This window comes from Candidatus Solincola tengchongensis, assembly GCF_015711935.1.
Taxonomy (GTDB): domain Bacteria; phylum Actinomycetota; class Geothermincolia; order Geothermincolales; family RBG-13-55-18; genus Solincola_A; species Solincola_A tengchongensis.
Window position 1 is genome coordinate 20,234 of record NZ_JACVJJ010000112.1, and the last position, 18,528, is coordinate 38,761.

At 65.2% G+C, this 18,528-nt stretch carries 17 protein-coding genes and 1 riboswitch; of the genes, 16 read left to right on the forward strand and 1 reads right to left on the reverse strand.

Annotated features, from left to right (window positions below; all coding sequences use genetic code 11):
• Positions 1-28 precede the first annotated feature (28 nt).
• The 10 genes from H7007_RS11810 to H7007_RS11855 all read left to right on the forward strand — a co-directional run bounded on the left by H7007_RS11810 (position 29) and on the right by H7007_RS11855 (position 11,596).
• Positions 29-889: a S8 family serine peptidase gene (locus tag H7007_RS11810; RefSeq protein ID WP_287155504.1), complete on the forward strand. Its 861-nt coding sequence runs from the start codon at positions 29-31 to the stop codon at positions 887-889.
• On the forward strand, positions 877-1,527 hold the full coding sequence (locus H7007_RS11815; protein ID WP_287155506.1) for an InlB B-repeat-containing protein: 651 nt from the start codon (positions 877-879) through the stop codon (positions 1,525-1,527). Before H7007_RS11810 ends, H7007_RS11815 begins: the two co-directional genes overlap by 13 nt.
• A 220-nt stretch (positions 1,528-1,747) precedes the next feature.
• Positions 1,748-1,843: riboswitch (TPP riboswitch) on the forward strand.
• A gap of 368 nt (positions 1,844-2,211) precedes the next feature.
• Positions 2,212-3,003 (forward strand): sulfide-dependent adenosine diphosphate thiazole synthase, encoded by a 792-nt coding sequence (locus H7007_RS11820; protein WP_287155508.1) that lies wholly within the window; start codon positions 2,212-2,214, stop codon positions 3,001-3,003.
• A gap of 122 nt (positions 3,004-3,125) precedes the next feature.
• The gene (gene thiE, locus H7007_RS11825) at positions 3,126-3,788 is read left to right on the forward strand and encodes a thiamine phosphate synthase (protein WP_287155510.1); all 663 of its coding nucleotides are present in this window, start codon (positions 3,126-3,128) and stop codon (positions 3,786-3,788) included.
• Between the two features lie 265 nt (positions 3,789-4,053).
• Positions 4,054-5,364 carry a phosphomethylpyrimidine synthase ThiC gene (gene thiC / locus H7007_RS11830; RefSeq protein ID WP_287155511.1) on the forward strand — a complete coding sequence of 437 codons (1,311 nt, stop codon included), beginning with the start codon at positions 4,054-4,056 and terminating at the stop codon, positions 5,362-5,364.
• Positions 5,365-5,966: 602 nt separating this feature from the next.
• The gene (thiL, locus tag H7007_RS11835) at positions 5,967-6,947 is read left to right on the forward strand and encodes a thiamine-phosphate kinase (protein ID WP_287155512.1); all 981 of its coding nucleotides are present in this window, start codon (positions 5,967-5,969) and stop codon (positions 6,945-6,947) included.
• Between the two features lies 1 nt (position 6,948).
• The gene (gene thiD, locus H7007_RS11840) at positions 6,949-7,776 is read left to right on the forward strand and encodes a bifunctional hydroxymethylpyrimidine kinase/phosphomethylpyrimidine kinase (RefSeq protein WP_287155513.1); all 828 of its coding nucleotides are present in this window, start codon (positions 6,949-6,951) and stop codon (positions 7,774-7,776) included.
• Positions 7,777-7,894: 118 nt separating this feature from the next.
• Entirely contained in the window at positions 7,895-8,452 is a 558-nt protein-coding gene (yfcE, locus tag H7007_RS11845; RefSeq protein ID WP_287155515.1) for a phosphodiesterase, read from the forward strand.
• Positions 8,453-9,067: 615 nt separating this feature from the next.
• On the forward strand, positions 9,068-10,042 hold the full coding sequence (locus tag H7007_RS11850; RefSeq protein WP_287155516.1) for a DUF6206 family protein: 975 nt from the start codon (positions 9,068-9,070) through the stop codon (positions 10,040-10,042).
• A 294-nt stretch (positions 10,043-10,336) separates the two neighbouring features.
• On the forward strand, positions 10,337-11,596 hold the full coding sequence (locus H7007_RS11855) for an aspartate aminotransferase family protein (protein WP_287155517.1): 1,260 nt from the start codon (positions 10,337-10,339) through the stop codon (positions 11,594-11,596).
• A gap of 60 nt (positions 11,597-11,656) precedes the next feature.
• Here H7007_RS11855 and rpmB read toward each other — a convergent pair whose 3' ends face one another.
• Positions 11,657-11,845 carry a 50S ribosomal protein L28 gene (gene rpmB / locus H7007_RS11860; RefSeq protein WP_287155518.1) on the reverse strand — a complete coding sequence of 63 codons (189 nt, stop codon included), beginning with the start codon at positions 11,843-11,845 and terminating at the stop codon, positions 11,657-11,659.
• A 434-nt stretch (positions 11,846-12,279) separates the two neighbouring features.
• Here rpmB and H7007_RS11865 point away from each other — a divergent pair, with 434 nt between their 5' ends.
• The 6 genes from H7007_RS11865 (at position 12,280) to H7007_RS11890 (ending at position 18,331) form a co-directional block, all read left to right on the forward strand.
• A complete protein-coding gene (locus H7007_RS11865) occupies positions 12,280-12,636 on the forward strand; it encodes an Asp23/Gls24 family envelope stress response protein (protein ID WP_287155519.1) in 357 nt (118 codons plus the stop codon).
• A 17-nt stretch (positions 12,637-12,653) separates the two neighbouring features.
• Positions 12,654-14,255 carry a DAK2 domain-containing protein gene (locus H7007_RS11870; RefSeq protein ID WP_287155520.1) on the forward strand — a complete coding sequence of 534 codons (1,602 nt, stop codon included), beginning with the start codon at positions 12,654-12,656 and terminating at the stop codon, positions 14,253-14,255.
• A 46-nt stretch (positions 14,256-14,301) separates the two neighbouring features.
• Positions 14,302-16,500 carry an ATP-dependent DNA helicase RecG gene (recG, locus tag H7007_RS11875; protein WP_287155521.1) on the forward strand — a complete coding sequence of 733 codons (2,199 nt, stop codon included), beginning with the start codon at positions 14,302-14,304 and terminating at the stop codon, positions 16,498-16,500.
• A gap of 245 nt (positions 16,501-16,745) precedes the next feature.
• Complete coding sequence (rsmD, locus tag H7007_RS11880; RefSeq protein WP_287155522.1) at positions 16,746-17,342, forward strand: 16S rRNA (guanine(966)-N(2))-methyltransferase RsmD; 597 nt, start codon at positions 16,746-16,748, stop codon at positions 17,340-17,342.
• Entirely contained in the window at positions 17,339-17,848 is a 510-nt protein-coding gene (coaD, locus tag H7007_RS11885) for a pantetheine-phosphate adenylyltransferase (RefSeq protein ID WP_287155524.1), read from the forward strand. Before rsmD ends, coaD begins: the two co-directional genes overlap by 4 nt.
• Entirely contained in the window at positions 17,849-18,331 is a 483-nt protein-coding gene (locus H7007_RS11890; protein WP_287155525.1) for a hypothetical protein, read from the forward strand.
• Positions 18,332-18,528: the final 197 nt, after the last annotated feature.

Genomic DNA, 18,528 nt, shown 5'->3' on the forward strand with positions numbered 1-18,528 from the left:
GGGATGCGACCTGACCTCGGCGGGAATCATGCTCTCCAAGGCGGGTGCCCCTACCCAACCCATCGACGTCTCCGTCCGTGCTGACCTGAACGGCGCGGACCTGGCCTCGGCCGTCATCCAGCCCTCGGAGGTCTCCTCCACGGAACAGGAGGTGACAAAGGACCTCTCCGGCGCGGTGAGCCTCGTGGAGGGAAACACCTACTACCTGGTCGTCGACACGTCCCAGAGCGACGCGAGTAACCATTATCACCTCAATGACGACCGGAACACTTACGATTATTGTGTCGAGGGCTGCGAGTGGGGTTATGATTCGAACACTTCCAGCTGGATCAATCATATCGAGGGTGACCTTTATTTCCACACCAACGCCAACCGCAATCCCCGGGACGACAACGGGCACGGCACCCACTGCGCGGGAATCGTGGGGGCGGAGACGGACAACTCCGTCGGCGTGGCGGGGACCTGTCCCTGGGTGGAGATCATGCCCCTTAGGGCAGGGGACTGCAGCGGGAACATGGCCACCGTGGAAATCGTGGAGGCCATCTACTATGCGGTGGACAACGGGGCGGACATCATCAGCATGAGCTACGGGAGCGAGGGCTATTCCAGGGCCGAGGAGGAGGCCCTGAGCTACGCCTATTGGGAAGGGGTTACCCTCTTCGCCGCGGCCTCCTTTTCCACGCACAACAGCAGCGTGGACCTCTTCGCCCCCGGGGGGAGCGTGATGTCCACCATGCCCACCTACACCGTGGCCCTGAACGGCCTGGGCTGCACCCGGAACTATTCCTTCATGAGCGGGACCTCCATGGCTTGTCCCATAGCCGCGGGAGTGGCGGCTTTGATACTCTCCCAGAAACCCAACCTGGACCCGGATTGGTGGTGGAGGTGAGAACGGACAACCCCTACCAGTTCACTGCCGCCTCCGACCGCACCCTGGTGGCCGAGTTCGCCCCGGACACCTACACCCTCTCCTGCTCCGTCTCGCCCGCAGGAGCGGGGACCGTCACCGGGGCGGGGACCTACTCCAGCGGCCAGCAGGTGACCGTCACCGCCGTAGCCGCGCCGGGATGGCATTTCGTCTACTGGGATGACGGACCCGCACACGTGTACGAGAACCCATACACCTTCAATGTCCTATGGGACAAAGAGCTCGTGGCTCACTTCGCCGCCAACACCTTCTACTTCGCCGAGGGCTACACCGGAAAGGACACCTTCGAGGAGTACCTCTGCCTCATGAACCCCAACGAAGTGGCCACCACGGCGCACATCACCTACATGTTCGCAGACGGCTCCACCAAGGAGCAGGACCTCCCCATAGGAAAGACCTCCCGGGCCACGGTGAACGTGAAGGCCGCGGTGGGTGAGAACCGGGACGTCTCCGTAAAGGTCACCTCGGACCTCCCCATCGTCTGCGAGCGCCCCATGTACTTCAACTACGCAGGGGGCCTGGACGGGAGGCCACGTGGTGGTTGGCTTCAAGCCCTGAGATGCCACAGAGAAGGGTGGACGGGAGGAAGAAGGGCATGAGGAAGGAATACGGTGTGGCTACATTGAACCACCGCTCGACCTGGGCCGCCGGAACCGATTCCCGAACGTGAATGTCGAAAGAGGCCTTTCTTCGCCCAGGGGAAGATGAAAGGGGTAAAAATGGAAGGCCCCTCATTCGTGACGCTCCTTATGGACGAATTACCTTTGCGGGTTTATCATGGAGGCAAAGGAATTTTCTTCCGTACCTTGATAAGGAAGTCAGGCCATGTAGGGGTGCTCCCGAGCGGGGGCTGAGAGCATACCCTCTGAACCTGATCTGGGTAATGCCAGCGAAGGGAACATGGCGCGGGATCGATTGCCTTTCTTTATGCGCCGCTTACCTTCTGGTGGCGGCGCTTCTGTTGTCGGGGGTATTTGTCCCGTGGGTGAACGGGCCTCCCGGAGAGGCGTAGAAGAAGGGCATGATGGACGTTCATCTCCAGGGCCGCCGCACGGGAAGGCGCGTTGGCTCAAGGCCCCGTAGAAACGGGTTAGCGGTACGCCGGCGGTGCGGGGAGAGGCCCTGGAGCGAGATAACCGCCGGTGGAATGAAGAGCAAGAGCGCGGAAACGGCGGGAACCCTAACAGGGTAAGGCAATCGCCCGGAGATACCAGGGATTGCTCGGACGCGGGAAAGCGGGAGATAGAACTAATACCAAGATGAACCGGGTTGAAGGAGGTGCTATGACCGTCGAGGAGACCACCATCACCGCTCTCATCACCCGCTCCTTCTGCGAGGATTTCCTGGCCGACCTGGAGCTGGACGTGGCCGTCGCCGGGGCGGGGCCGGCGGGCATAACCGCTGCCCGCTATCTTTCCAGGGCGGGACTGAGGACGGCGGTGTTCGAGAGGAACCTCCACGTTGGAGGGGGGATGTGGGGAGGCGGGATGCTTTTTCCCCGCATAGTCGTCCAGGAGGAAGCGGCCCCCATCCTGCAGGAGGCGGGGGTCACTCTCCGGGCGGCGGAAGACGGGCTATACGTGGCCGACTCCGTGGAGGCGGTCTCCTGCTGTACCGCCGCCGCGGTGCATGCCGGGGCTCGCATCTGGGTGGGCATGGGCGTGGAGGACCTTGTGCTCCGGGAGGATGACCGGGTATGCGGGGTGGTCCTCAACTGGATGGCCGTGGAGAGGGCCGGTCTACACGTTGACCCTATGGCCGTGAGGTCCAGGCTGGTTATCGACGCCACAGGCCACGACGCTGAGGTCTGCCGGACGCTGTTGCGCAAAGTGCCCGGGCTGCGCCTACCCACGCAGTCGGGCGGGGTGATAGGTGAGAGGCCCATGTGGGCGGCTAAGGGGGAGGAGGCCCTGGTGGGCAACACCCGGGAGGTCCACCCCGGGCTCATAGTGGCCGGGATGACCGCCAATGCCGTCTTCGGGTCTCACCGCATGGGAGCGGTGTTCGGGGGCATGCTCCTCTCCGGGCGGAGAGCCGCGGAACTGGCCCTCGAGCTCCTCGGAGCGGGCGGGTGAAGACGTTTATCCCCGTCTTCCGGGACGACCGAAGGGGTGCTGTCCTCCTTTAGGCTGGGAGAAGGAGCGGAAAAAGGACGGTCCCGCCGCGTGCGGGAGCTTGGTGAGGTAAAAGGAAAAAGATGGTAACTAATCGAGAAAGAGGAAAAGGTCTCGAACTGGGGCTGTACGTGATAACCGCGGCTGACGCCGGCGGGGGATGGGGGCATCTCGACGTGGTGCGAGCCGCCCTTGCCGGCGGGGCCGATGCCGTACAGCTCCGGGACAAGGAGGTGGGAGGCGCCGAACTCTACCGCCTGGCCCTGGAAGCGCTGGAGCTGGTGAGAGGAAGCGGGGGAGGACGGCTCTTCCTGGTCAACGACCGCGTGGACGTGGCCCTGGCGGCGGGCGCCGACGGCGTGCACCTGGGGCAGGAGGACCTGCCGGCCTCCGCGGCACGGCGCATCCTGGGAGCGGGTGCCGTGCTCGGTGTCTCGGCGAGCTCGGTGGAGGAGGCCCTGGCCGCGGAGAGGGAAGGGGCCGATTACCTGGGTGTGGGCCCGGTGTTCCCCACACCCAGCAAGCCGGATGCGGGGGGACCTCTGGGCCTGGAAGGGTTGAGGGCCATACGCAATGCGGTGGGCCTGCCGCTGGTGGCCATAGGGGGGATAAACGAGGACAACCTGGAGGAGGTCTTCGCGGCCGGTGCGGACGGCATAGCGGTCATCTCCGCGGTCACCTCGGCAAGGGACATGGAGGAGGCGGTGAGGAGATTGCGTCGCGCCGTGGATGCCTGTCGTGCGTGATATGCTTCAAAACCCGGGACTCCGAAACGGGGCGGCGATCGTGAAGGGTGAGGAACGGCAGGAGGCGGAACGCGGAACAGGCGGGAGAAAATGTAAATATTTACCATATGCGTATCCGGCAGCCGGGCGACTCAAGGAGCGAAGCGAAGCAGAAGGTGCAAGTGACGCAGGATCTGTACCGGAGCGGCGCTTTGCGCCTGCGGGCCGGGGAAGGCGGCCGTAGCAAGAGAAGAAAGCCCCTGTGGGGGAGGAGGAGCGTGCGCGGATGGAAGAGACCTTGATGGAAAAGTTGAGGAGGGGCGATGCGCCCCCGGCCCTGAGGAAGGCGGCCGAGGAGGAGAGCCTTCCCCTGGAGGAGGTGGCCGGGGCCATAGTGGAGGGAAAGGCGGTCTTTCCCTGCAACCGGGCGCGCAGTCCGGAGCGCCCGTGCATAATCGGCGGCGGCTCCCGGGTGAAGGTGAACGCCAACCTCGGGACCTCCAGCGATTATGCTGGCCTGGAGGAAGAATTGGAGAAGCTGCGCGCCGCGGTGGAAGCGGGGGCGGACGCGGTCATGGACCTCTCCACGGGAGGGCCCCTGGACCGGGTGCGCGAGGCCATAGTGGACGCCTCGCCGCTTCCGGTGGGTTCGGTCCCCATATATCAGGCGGCGGTGCGGGCCCAGGAGGAACGGGGGAGCATCGTGGCCATGACCCCCGAGGACATGTTCCGGGCCGTGGAGGACCACTGCGCCTCGGGCATAGACTTCATAACCGTCCATTGCGGGGTCACCATGCGTGTCCTGGAGACCTTGAAAGCCAACCCCCGGGTAGCGGACATCGTCAGCCGCGGCGGCGCCTTCCTGGCCGGGTGGATACTACACAACGAGAAGGAGAACCCCTTTTACGAGGATTTCGACCGCCTCCTGGAGATCGCCCGCCGCCACGAGGTGACCCTGTCCCTGGGTGACGGGCTGCGGCCGGGGTGCATCGAGGACGCCACCGATGCCGCCCAGGTGGCCGAGCTGGTGGTGCTGGGAGAGCTGGTACAGCGCTGCCGCGAGGCGGGTGTACAGTGCATGGTGGAAGGTCCGGGGCATATCCCCCTCCATCAGGTGGAGGCCAACGTGAGCCTGGCCAAGGCGGTGACCCGGGGGGCGCCCTTCTACGTGCTCGGACCCCTGGTCACCGACGTGGCCGCCGGGCACGACCACGTGGCCGCGGCCATAGGGGGTGCCCTGGCGGCCATGGCGGGAGCGGACTTCCTGTGCTACGTTACCCCTCGCGAGCATCTGGGCCTCCCCACTGCGGAGGACGTGAGGGAAGGGGTCATCATCACCCGCATCGCCGGTCACGCTGCGGACATCGCCCGCGGGATCCCGGCGGCCAGGGAGTGGGACCTGCGCATGAGCCGGGCCCGCAAGGCGCTGGACTGGGAAGCGCAGCTCGAGTTGGCCCTGGACAGGGAGAAGGCCCGGCGGCTCTTCGGGGAGAGACAGGTGGAGGGAGAGAGGGCCTGCACCATGTGCGGGGATTTCTGCGCCATGCGCTTCATCTCCCATTTCCTGGGAAAGGAGGAGGTCCCGGTCTGCGAGTGAAAACATGTCTTGAGATACCGGCAGTGGGACGGCGGGTGGACGCGACGGCGGGCGACCCTCGGGTCGAGCTTGGCGGGGAGGGTCGCGGCACGGTTTCCGACCTCCAGATGGATGGCCATGGCTCCTTTATGGTTTGGGGAGCATTGCGCAGGAGGGATGAGGAAGACGAACGGGGATTTGAGTTTACGGGGGGAAAACGCGATTTTCGGTTGGCGTCCGGATCGGCGGCGGCGGGCCGGTTGTTGGCCGGAGAAAGCAACGGGGGCGATGCGGTTCGCGGTTGAGGGCGCGAAAGTCGGGACGCCGATCGCCCTTGGCCCCGAAGGGGGAAGAGGCACGGGACACCGCAGGGGGCGATGTCTACGCCCGTTTATTTTCACAAGCGTCGAGCGTCTGTACGTGGTAGGCGTAGATGGACGGCAAGAGCGACACTTCCGTCCGGAGACACGCCCCGCAGGTGGCGGCATGTTTCCCAAGGTCGAGGTATGAACTGCACACGGGGGAGATGTACACACATGTTCCGTACGCCCGATGCCTTTAGGGGCCTGTAGGCGGAGTCGCGCCGTGGCGCCGCGGAGAAGAGGATCGGGGCTGATGGAGGGATGAAGGTTTCGGAGAGCGGCGAGTTCGGGCTTATCCGCGCCCTGCGCCGGTTGACCGGAGCGCCGGAAGGCGATCTCCTCCTCGGCGCGGGAGACGACGCCGCGGTGCTCAGGGACGGCGCCGGCCGCCGTTGGGCCTACACCGCGGACGCCCTGGTGGAGGGGGTCCATTTTGACCCTTCCTACACCCCGTGGTATTCCCTGGGCTTCAAGGCGCTTGCCGTCAACCTCTCCGACCTGGCGGCCATGGGGGGAGGCGGGCCTTCTTTCGCCCTGGTCGTCCTGGGCCTGTGCGGGGAAGAGGAGGTCTCCTGGATGGAGGAGATGTACCGGGGACTCTCGGATTGCGCCCGCCGCTTCAACTGCCGGGTGGCGGGAGGGGACGTGGTGCGTTCCCCGGAGAGGACCTTCGTCTCCGTGTCCCTCCTGGGCGCGCTGGACGGGGAAGGCTTCCTGGTCAGGGGAGGAGCCCGCCCGGGACAGGCGGTGTTGGTCACCGGGACGTTGGGGGAATCGTGGCTGGGGTTGCAGTTCCTCATGCGAGGCGGCGGGCCGGACGACCACCGTGCCCGGCGCCACCTCTACCCCGAGCCGCGCCTGGAGGAGGGGAGGAGGGCGCTCCGCCTGGGAGCGACGGGGGCCATCGACGTAAGCGACGGCCTACTGCGCGACGTCGGCCACATCTGCGAGGAGAGCGGGGTGGGCGTGGATATCTTTCTGGAAAATATACCCATATCGGACGCCGCCCACCGCCTTGCGGAGGAGCTGGGGCTGGACCCTTTGCGGGCGGCGCTGGCGGGCGGGGAGGACTACGAGCTGGTGCTGATCGCGGACCAGAGGCTGGCGCCCCTCCTCGTGGAGGAGTTACCGGCCACGGTCATCGGCCGGGTCAGGGAAGGCGAGGGGGTGGCGCTGTTGGACGCTGAGGGCAGGGTCGTCGACGCGCCGGAAACGGGTTACGAACACTTCCGGGAGGCGTGAGATGGCCGGCAAGGACTCGGAGGGGAAGGTCGCCCGGAGGGAATGGCCGGTGGCGCTGACCGTCGCCGGCTCCGATTCCGGAGGTGGGGCCGGCGTGCAGGCCGACCTCAAGACCTTCTATGCCTTGGGCGTGCACGGGACGTGCGCCATCACCAGCGTCACCTCCCAGAACACCTCGGGAGTGCTCTCCCGCTTCGACCTGCCGGCTGATGTGGTGGTCTCGCAAGTGGAGGCGGTGGTCTCCGACCTGAGGCCGGCGGCGGTGAAGACGGGCATGCTGGCCACGGCGGAGGTGGTCCGCGCGGTGGCCGGGCTGGCGGAGAGCATGGGATGGAAAAAGATGGTTATCGACCCCGTGGTGATGTCCACCAGCGGCGCCCCTCTCCTGGAGGACCTCGGGATGGAAGCGCTGCTCGAGGAGCTCCTTCCCCACGCGCTGGTCTTCACCCCCAACCTGGGGGAGGCCTCCCTCCTCACCGGGCAGGAGGTCGCGGACGCCGCGGGGATGAGGAAGGCGGCGCGCCTCCTGTATTCCATGGGAGCGCGCACGGTGGTGGTGAAAGGGGGCCATCTGGGCGGGGAGGAGGCTCTGGACGTTTTCTACGATGGAAGGGATTACCATGAGATGAGAGCGCCGAGGGTGAGGACCGCCGACGACCACGGCACGGGATGCGTCTTTTCCGCTGCCGTGGCCGCCTACCTGGCTCTGGGATGGGAACCCCTGGAAGCGGTGCGGGGGGCCAAGGATTTCGTCACCCGCGCCCTCGCCCGTTCCCTGCGCCTGGGAAAGGGGAGGGGACCGGTGAACCCGCCGTGGCCGGAAGGCTGATCGGAAAGGAACGCCGGGAAGGGCGGTTGAGGGGAAAGAATCGAAAGCGGGGTGTCTTTCGACGCACGCGATGTGGATGTAGTCCTGCTCGGGATCGGGAAGGAGAGAAGGAGGGACGATGCGGATAGGTCTGGTGAGCGATACGCACGGCGACCCCGTCGCGTGGAGGAAGTGCATGGAACACCTGAAGGGATGCCAGCTCATCCTCCACGCCGGGGACCACCTGTACAACGGGGCTTTCAACCCCGTCCTCCCCGAGTACGACCCGCGGGAGATGGCCAGGGAGCTGAACGAGTGCCCCGTCCCCATCCTCCACGCTCGCGGGAACTGCGATTCGGAGGTGGACCAGGCGGCCCTGCGCGACCCCATACTCTCCCCCTATGTGGTCTGCTGGCTGGAGGGGGTGAGGGTGATGCTCACCCACGGGGATGCCATAGGGGAGGTGGAGCTGGCGGAGATGGCCGCGGGGTACGGCGTGGATCTCCTGGTGCGCGGGCATACCCACGTGCCAGGATTATGGGAACACGGGCCACTCCTGGTATGCAACCCCGGGAGCCCTTCCCTTCCCAAAGGAGACGGTGTCCCCACGGTGGGTTTGCTGGAGGAGGGATGGGTGCGGGTGCTGGACATTCGGGACGGTTCCGTGCTCGTGGAGAGAGAGCTCACGGGCAGGTAGAGGAGGGTTTTCCTGGAATGGACCGGGGGACCGGGCACCGGGAACCGGGCCTCCGGCGTCCTGCGCCCGCCAAGGCCGCACGGCGGCAGGCTTATCCCTTGGGGGCGTCTGATGTGGCGCGGTTGTGTTCTGTTGGGGAGAACCCGGATGGGCGCTTTGGCCAGCTGGGGCTCTGGCCTATCTCCTAAAGGTAGGATGACCGTATCACCAACGGAAAACCCCGCTGCCGCTGACGGCCTCTTCTATGCCTCCATCGCCTTCCCATCGCATCACTCCTTCTCGTGCCCCGCACCGGGTACGTCTTGCCATGTTTCACGCCGGGTACCTCTTTCATGCCCGATGTCGGGAGCATCCTCATAACCGGTTCGCCCGCGAACGACTGCGGGGCCGGTTGTCCGGAGAGATGAAGCCCCGGTTTCTGCTCCTGCTCTGGTGTTACTCCCGCCCTCGTAAAAGGGTATTTTCGCGCCGCGTGGTGCTTTCCCCACCCGCATGGAATTGGATCTTCTCCTTTGGCCAGCCGGGGGCATGAGCTGAGATTTCCGGCGCCTCTCGGTTTATGGCAGAATTGAAGACACGATGGCATCGGAGGCGGCCTGTGGAGGATGGTGGGAGATGGAGGTCACGGTGGATGCGGCTTTGCTCAAGGAGTTCGAAGAGGGGCTGGACCCGAGGCGGCCGGAGGCGGGGCGCATCCCGGCCCGCATACTGGGTTACGGGGAGATAAGCACCGTCTTCGAGATCCAGGCGGAGGGGCTGCGGGGACTGGCCGTCAAGCGCATGCCCATCTTCAGGGACCGGGAAGAGATGGAGTCCTACCGGGAGATATACCGCGAATACAACCGCCTCTTGAGCGAGGATGTGGGCTTGAACCTCCCCCCTTACGGGTACGCGGAGGTGGTCACCTCCGGCGGGCGACCCGTCTTTTACATCCTGCAGGAGATGTGCCCCCCGGATTCCATCGGCAACCGGGCCATCCATCTCCTGGACCGGGAAGGGGTGACGGCCCTGGTGCGGATGGTCCTGCGCGAGCTGCGCAAGGTCTACGACTTCAACCGCCGGAGGGACGACCTGGAGGTGGCCGTGGACGGCCAGATCTCCAACTGGTCCATCGTGGGCTTCGACTCCCGGGACCCCCGCCTTGGGCCCGACACCCGCCTCCTTTACCTGGACACCAGCACCCCGCTTTACAGGGTACGTGGCGAGGAGCAGCTGGACCCCGAGCTCTTCCTGCGCAGCGCCCCTTCCTTCCTGGTGTGGATAATCCGCCTCCTCTTCCTCGAGGACGTCATGACCCGCTACTACGACTTCCGTTCCGTGGCCATAGACCTCATCGCCAATTTCTACAAGGAGCAGAGGGCGGAGCTCATACCCCACCTGGTGGAGACGGCCAACCGGTTCTTTTCTGAAGAAGCCACCGACCTGGGGATTGCCCCTATCAGCGTCAAGGACGTGAGCTCCTATTACCGCGAGGACGCCCTGATCTGGTCCCTCTACCTGAACCTCAGGCGACTGGACCGTTTCCTGCGCACCCGCCTGTTAAGGCGGGATTATCCCTATATCCTTCCGGGCAGGATAAAGAGGAGGTAGCGCCACCTGGTGACAGCTCCGCCGGCCGTCGGGCGGGAGAAGGCCACGCGGTCGGCGAGAAAACGGATGGTGGAAAAAACTGGAACTGAACGGCGGCACAGAGCTGCGCCGTCCGCGGAGCGAGGAGAGAGGGCAGCGGCCGCGAGGGCTCGAGAGACGCAGCCCGCAAGGCCGCCGTAGGAAAGCGGCGTCCGAGTGATGGTGGTCGGACGGATCACAAGCCTTGGCGGAGAGAGGCGATGTGTGACGGCGCGATCCATGTCGCGGCATCGAGAACAGGGGAGGTGGGGAGGGATGTCCCTTATCGGGAGGGATGACAAGGAGAGGGTGATCGAGAGGTTCGCCCGGCACGTCTCCAGCGGCAAGGCCCGTTTCTTCCGCGAGGTGGGCATAGACTTCATCTTCGGCCGCCGCGAGGGCATTTACGTCTGGGACCTGGACGGCAACCGGATGATAAACTGCCACTGCAACGGTGGGGTCTTCAACCTGGGACACCGTCATCCCCGCATCGTGGCCGCGCTCCAGGAGGCCCTGCGGGAGCTGGACATCGGCAATCACCACCTGATATCCGAGCATCGTGCTCTTTTGGCCGAGCGCCTGGCGGAGCTCTCGCCGGGGGACCTCAACCGGGTGGTCTTCGGGGTGGGGGGCGGTGAGGCCGTGGACACGGCCATAAAGTTGGCCCGCGGGCATACCGGTAGGCCGGGCATCATCTCCGCGCGGGGAGGCTATCACGGGCACACCGGTTTCGCCCTGGCCACCGGGGATCCCAAATACAGCGACCCCTTCCGCCCCCTGCCTCCCGGTTTCCGGCAGGTCCCCTTCGGCGACCTCCGGGCCCTGGAGGAGGCCATGGACGAGAGCGTCGCCGGGGTTATCTTCGAGACCATCCCCGCCACCCTGGGGATAGTCGTCCCGCCCGAGGACTACTTCGCCGGGGTGAGGGAGCTCTGCGACCGCTACGGCGCGGTGATGATCATTGACGAGGTCCAGACGGGGCTGGGCCGGTGCGGGGAGGTGTGGGGCATCGACACCTTCGGGGTGGCTCCGGACATACTGGTGACCGCCAAGGGACTCTCGGGGGGCATCTACCCCATAGCCGCCACCGTCTATGCCGACCGTCTCAACCCCTTCCTGGATGCCAATCCTTTCATCCACGTCTCCACCTTCGGGGGTGCCGAGGTGGGCTGCCACGTGGCCCTGGAGGTGCTCGAGGTGATCACCGAGGAGGGGTTCCTGGAGCACGTGCGGGAGCTGGCCGCGGTCTTCGGGAGGGGATTTGAGGAGCTGCGCGCCGCCCACCCGGAGGTGCTGGTGGAGGCCAGGCAGAGGGGGCTGATGATGGGGCTTAAGATGGCCAACGAGACCTGCGGGCCCCTGATGACCCTGGCCGGGTTCCGGCACGGGGTGCTCACCATCTACGCCAACAACGACACCTCGGTGAGCCAGATACTCCCGCCCCTGATCATGGAGGTTGGAGAGGCGGAGATGGTTATCGAGGCGCTTGACGGCATGCTATCCGAAGTGGAGAAGGCGGTCGTCTCGTCCCCTTGACGGGGGAGGAAGACAACGGGAGCCTGACGCATCTTGGCCTGCGCGGCGGTGGTGTTAAGCTCAGTGGCGGGTGACTTTGCCCGCCTTCATGCACTTGGTGCACACGTTCATGTGCGCGGGCTTTCCGTCCACCACCACGCGTATCCTCTGGATGTTGGGGTTCCAGCGGCGCTTGGTCTTGCGGTGGGAATGGCTTATGTTGAACCCGAACCCGGGCCGTTTACCGCATATCTCGCACACTCTGGACATATCGACCTCCTCCGGACGTTCGGATGTATGTTACCAGAAGTGTTTCCCGCAGGCAACCGAAAGGAAGATCAGTTTGACCATCCTTCCCTCTATCCCCTCTACCCGCTACGCTTCTTCCGCCAGGCGTAGTGCGGTTTCGTCCAGCAAGAGAGATCACCCCTTTCTTCCTGTTGGATTTGCCTGTTCTGCCAGGATGATCGTGTAGTCTCTCGACCTTTTTCGACCCGAAAGCGCCTTTCGAAGCGATACAGCGCCGTGGTCTCTAGACACTTTTCAAATCCGAGAACGCCTCTCGGAGCGATACGTCTCTGTTTGGATCCCGATCCGCGATCCGCCGCACGGCGTGGTTCCCCCGGCATGCGCGCCTGGTTGCCGGTCATGGCCGGTTGCTATAATCAAAGCGTTCCTGAAGCCGGGAAACACGGAGGGAGAGGTTGAAGGAAGGGACCGCAGCGGGTGAGCTGGGAAAGATTACCATCAAGGACGAGGTCCTGGCCGACCTCGCCGGCCTGACCTGCACGCGCTGCTACGGGATCGTGGGGATGGCCAGCCAGAGCTTCCACGAGGGGGTGGCCGAGCTTCTGGGAAGGGAATCCCTGCGCAAGGGCGTGCGCCTCAAGCGCAGGGACGACGCGGTGAGCTTCGACCTGTACGTGATAGTGAAAGCGGGCCTGAACATCGTAGAGGTGGCCCACAACCTCATCGAGCAGGTGAGGTACGTGGTGGAGTCCTGCACCGGGCTCAAGGTGGAGGACGTCCAGGTCCACGTGCAGGGCGTGCGCGAGTCCTGAGCTCGGGGGTGGGAGGCATGGTGGAGAGGTTGCGCGCCGGGGACCTCGTGGGCATGGTGGACGCCGCCATCGACGCCCTCCGGGTGCACAAGGAAGAGATAAACGCCATGAACGTCTTCCCCGTTCCCGACGGGGACACGGGAACCAACATGCTCCTCACCATGCAGGCGGTGAAGGAGGCTGTGGGCGAGGCCGACCACCAGGACATGGCCTCCATATGCCGGGCCATCTCCAGGGGCTCCCTGATGGGGGCGCGGGGGAATTCCGGGGTGGTGCTGTCCCAGATCCTCAAGGGCATGACCGAGGTGATGGAGGAAAAAGAGAGCCTGGACGTGGAGACCATGGCCGAGGCGCTCTCCCGCGGCGCCGAGGTGGCCTACCGCGCGGTGATGAAACCCGTGGAGGGGACCATCCTGACCGTGGTCAAGGCGGCCTCGGATGAGGGGAAGAGGATCAAGGACGGCTGCTCCTCGCTCGAGGAGTGGTTGTCCGGCGTGACGCGCAAAGCCAAGGAAGCACTGGACCAGACGCCGGAGCTTTTGCCCGTCCTGAAGGAAGCGGGGGTGGTGGACGCCGGGGGGCGGGGGCTCCTGGCCATCTTCGAGGGTTTTCTGGCCTTCCTCACCGGGGAGGAGCTGGGCGAGGTGGAGGAGGAGGTGGAACAGGCCAACCTTCCCTCCGGGGCGGGGCTGGAGGATTTCCGCTACGAGGCCCAGTTCATCCTGCACTGCAAAGACTCCAGGGTGGAGAAGTTCCGCGAGACGCTGCACCGCCTGGGCGGTTCGGTCCTGGTGGTGGGAGGAGACAAGCTCTACCGCGTACACGTGCACACCGACCGGCTGGGGAAGGTCATCGAGGAGGCCTCCAAGGTCGGCCGCCTGAGCGACGTGGAGATAACCGACCTGCGGGAACAGGTGGAGGAGGCCGGGATGCGGGAGGCGGCGGCCGGGAAGGAGGCTGCCGCGGAGAAACCGGTGGGGATTGTGGCGGTGGCGGTGGGGGAGGGTATCAAGAACGTCCTACGTTCCATGGGCGTGGACCGCATCGTGGACGGGGGGCAGTCCATGAACCCCAGCACCGCCGAGCTACTGGAGGCCGTGGACTCCCTGCCCCAAAATCGCGTTCTCCTCATCCCCAACAACCGGAACATCATCCCCGCCGCCGAACAGACCAGAACCCTGACCTCCAAGGAAGTGGAGGTCATCCCGGCCACGGCCATAACCGAGGGTTTCGCGGCCATGGTGGCCTTCGACCCCCGTGCCGGCTGGGAGGAGAACCGGAGGCGTATGGCTGAGGCCCTCCAGGGGGTACGGACGGGCGCGGTGACCACCGCGGTGCGGGACAGCAAGTGCAGCCTGGGTAAGATCAAGAAGGGTTCCTATATCGGGCTTTATCATGGGGAGATAGTCTCCAAGTCGGAGGACCTCAAGCAGGCCGCCCTGCAGCTCCTGGAGAGGATGGTCGAGGAGGGCGGGGAGATAGTGAGCGTGATCGTGGGAGAGGGGGCCGCGGGCAGGGATCAAGGGGACATCGTCCGCTTCCTGGAAGAGAAGGGCCTGGAGGTGGAGGTCATCGACGGGGGGCAACCCGTCTACCATTACATCTTCGGCCTGGAGTGACGCGGCCCTGTGTCGAGAGGGAGGCGGTTTCCGGGAAGTGACCTCCATGGACGATGGGGCGGAAATGGGTGCGGAGGAACCGGCGGCGAAGGTGATCGCTTTTCCCCGCAAGGAGCGCGTACCCCGCGAGCCCGCGGAGAGGAGGGCGGGGGAACTGGCCGCCAGGTGGGAGTCCCTGCGCCGCCCGGTGACCGCGGTGCGCGGGGTGGGTTCCAACCTCCTGCGCCAGCTCCGGGTCCTGGAAATCGAGACCGTGGAGGACCTCCTCTACCATTTCCCCCGCCGCTACCTGGACCGCAGGAGGATATCGCGCATCTCCGAGGTGCGCATCGGCGAGGAAGCCACGGTGGTGGGGAGGGTGCGCTCCGCGGAGCTTCGCCGGCCCGACCCGCGCCGCTCCGTGCTCAGCGTGGCCCTCTACGACGGGACGGCCTACCTCTACGGAGTATGGTTCAACCAGCCCTACCAGGCGGACCGGCTCACGCCGGGCACGGAGGTGGTGTTCTCCGGTAAGGTGCAGTACCGCTTCGGAAGGCTGCAGATGGTCAACCCCTCCTACGACATCCTGGAGGATTCCGACGAGGCGGGTACGAGGACCGTGCACACGGCGCGCATCATCCCCCTGCACCCGGCCACCCAGAAGCTCAGCGCAGCCATGTTGCGACGTCTGGTCATGCGCGCCCTGGATCAGTACGGGGACCTCCCCGACCCGGTGCCCTACGAGTTGCGGAGGCGCTACGCCTACCCGCACCGCTCTCAGGCCCTGAGGGAGATGCACTTCCCCAGCTCGCAGGGCCGGCTTAATCGCGCCCGCCAGCGGATGGCCTACGAGGAGCTCCTGCTCATGCAGGTGGCCCTGGCCCTCAACCGGCGTCACCTGCGCGAGGAGACGGGAGGGATAGAGCATGCCCCTCCCGGGTCCCTGGTGAGCGGTTTCCTGGAGGCGCTGCCCTTCCGCCTCACTTCTTCCCAGCGGAGGGCCTTCCGGGAGATCGCTCGGGACATGGCCAGCCCCCGCCCCATGAACCGCCTCCTCCAGGGAGAGGTGGGTTCCGGCAAGACGGTGGTGGCCCTCCTGGCCCTTCTTCTCACCCGGGAGAGCGGCCACCAGGGCGTGTTCATGGCCCCCACCGAGATCCTGGCCGAACAGCATTTCCGTAACCTCACGGGCCTCCTGCCTCCCGAGCTGCACTTGCGCGTGGAGCTCCTCACGGGGAGCACCCCGCCGGCGAGGCGGCGAGAGATACTGCGGGCCGCGTCCACAGGGGAGCTGGACATCCTGGTGGGGACCCACGCCCTCATCCAGGAGGACGTGGAGTTCCGGGACCTGGGACTGGTGGTGGTGGACGAGCAGCACCGCTTCGGGCTGCGCCAGAGGATAATGCTCAAGGAGAAAGGGGAGCGCCCGGACACCCTGATCATGACCGCGACTCCCATCCCCCGCACCCTGAGCCTTACCCTGTACGGGGACCTCGAGGTCTCCACGCTTCGCGAGCTCCCGGCGGGGAGGGCGGGGACGAGGACCCTGGTCTTGGGCCCGGAGGAGAGGGGTGAGGCCTACCGCTTGATGGAGGAGGAGCTGAGCCGGGGAAGGCAGGCCTTCGTGGTCTGTCCACTGGTGGACCCCTCACCGGCCGTGGAGGCCAAGGCGGCGGAGAAGGAGGCCGGAGAGCTGCGCAAGGTCTTCCCCGCCCGGCGGGTAGGGCTCCTGCACGGGCAGATGAACAAGGCGGAGAAGGACGCGGTGATGGAGTCCTTCCGCAGGGGGGAGGTGGACATCCTGGTCTCCACCACGGTCGTGGAGGTGGGTATAGACGTCCCCAACGCCACGGTGATGCTGGTGGAGAACGCGGACCGCTTCGGCCTCTCCCAGCTCCACCAGCTCAGGGGCAGGGTGGGGAGAGGGGAACACCCTTCCCACTGCGTGTTCATCTTCCACGGGGAGACCGAGGAGGCGCAGAGGCGCAGGGAGGCCATCGCGGAGATAAGCGACGGCTTCAAGCTGGCGGAGGCGGACCTTGAGATACGCGGCGAGGGTTCCCTGTTCGGGACCCGGCAGTCGGGGATGACCGACCTCCGGGTGGCTAGACTTACCAAAGATTACCATATCCTGCGCGCGGCGCGTGAGGACGCCACGGCCCTCGTGGAGGGCGACCCGCACCTGGAGAAGCCAGAACACCTGTTCCTGCGGCGGGAAGTGAGAGAACGTTACGGCGAGAGCCTGGGCTGGCTCTTCCAGGCCTGACCCTCGCCGCTTTTCCCGGCTTGGGGCCGACGCCGGAAAGACGGAAAACCCTTTCTCGCAGCGGGAACTTCTCCGTGCCGCATCGGGGGGTAAGGCGGGGACGGAGGGCGTTTGAGGAGCGAGGCGTTTCCTGTTTTGTGAGCTGTGGCCTCTATCCTCGAGGAATGACGGGTAGGTGGAGACTCGATGGTCCCGGCGGCCTTCCCCGTAGTCACCCCGACCTTCGCATGGGATACAATCTTCGCATGAGGGTCATAGGCGGAGAGTCGAGGGGGAGGCGGATCAAGGCCCCTCGGGGCATGGGCACCCGTCCCATGCGGGACTTCGTGCGCGAGGCGGTCTTCAGCATGCTGGGCGACCGGGTTAGGGGGGCCAGGGTACTCGACCTCTTCGCCGGGAGCGGCTCCCTGGGCCTGGAGGCCCTGAGCCGGGGCGCCGTGGCTGCGGTTTTCGTCGACCGGGGAAGAGACCCCACTAGGGTAATTCAGGAAAATCTGGATATACTTGGCATGAAAGGCCGAGGGAGGGTGGTAAGGGCGGAAATACTGGATTTCCTTCGCCGTTATGCCCCACCCGACGAGCCTTTCGATTTGATTTTTATAGACCCGCCCTTTAGAATTGATGTAAACTACAGGCAAGAAGTGTTGAATAAGTTAATCGAAGGCGGCTTTCTGGGCCCGTCTTCGGTGGTCATCATGCAGGCTCCACTGCGCGTTCCCGTCACGGAGCCGCCGCCCGGCCTGGAGTTCCGGGAGAGAAGGAAGTACGGGGAGAGCGCGGTGGACGTTTACATGAAGATGGAAAATGATGTAAAAGAAGCAGGAGAGGAAGGCGGAAGATGACCGTAGCCGTTTGCCCCGGCACATTCGATCCCATAACCTGCGGCCACCTGGACGTGATACGCAGGGCCAGCCGTTTCTTCGAGCGTTTCATCGTCGCCGTGGCCGCCAACCCCGCCAAGCGCCCCCTGTTCACCCTGGAGGAGAGGATGTACCTGCTGAAGAAGGCGGTGGAAGGGCTGGAGAACGTGGAGGTGGCGGCCTTCGAGAGCCTGCTGGTGGACTTCGCCCGCCAGGTGGGGGCCACAGCCATCATCAAGGGCCTGCGCGCCCTCAGCGATTTCGAGTACGAGTTCCAGATGGCCCAGATCAACCAAGCCCTCTCGGAGAACATCGAGACCTTCTTCGTCATGGCCAATCCTCAGTACACCTTTATAAGCTCCAGCGCGGTGCGGGAGCTGGCCAGCTACGGGGGTTGCGTAACCGGCCTGGTGCCGGAAAATATAGAGGGGGAGTTGATGAAGATGTTCAGGGAGAAGTTCGGCCGTATGGGGAAAGGGGCGGTATAGATGGACGTCTTTCAGCAACTGGACCGGATAGAGGACCTCATCGTCTCCAGCAAGCACGTTCCCTTCTCCAATTCGGTGATGGTAAACGAGGCGGAGCTCTTCGAGCTCCTGGACGAGTTCCGCAGCTCCCTCCCCGAGGAGTTGAAGCAGGCCCGCTGGATGGTCAAGGAAAAGCAGGAGATCATGGAGGAGGCGCGCAAGGAGGCGGAGCGCATCCGGGAAGAGGCCCAGGAGGAGAGAAGGCGCCTCATAGAGGAGACGGAGATAATCAAGGCGGCCAGAGCGGAGGCGGAGAGGATCGTGGAGGAGGCCCAGGCTCAGGCGCGGGAGATCCGCCTGGAGGCGGAGGACTACGCCGACGAGCGCCTGGCCAACCTGGAGGTCACCTGCTATAAGCTACTCGAGGTCATCAAGCGGGCCAGGGAGAGGCTGCAGGGCCGGGGGGAGGAGTCCGAGGAAAGGGAGGAGATGGACCTCGGCTGAAGGCCGGTTGGCCATCCTTTAACCGTTCTTGGAGATTGTTGGCGAGGCGCGGGGGATAACCCGCGCCTTTCGTGCATGAAGGGGCGCTTATCCTCGGCCTCTCAGGCGCCGGAGACGGCAACGGAGACGATCGGTGGGGGCGGTACTGCGACCCGCCCTTGTCATTTGTCGCCGCATGGCTCACATTAGAGATCGGG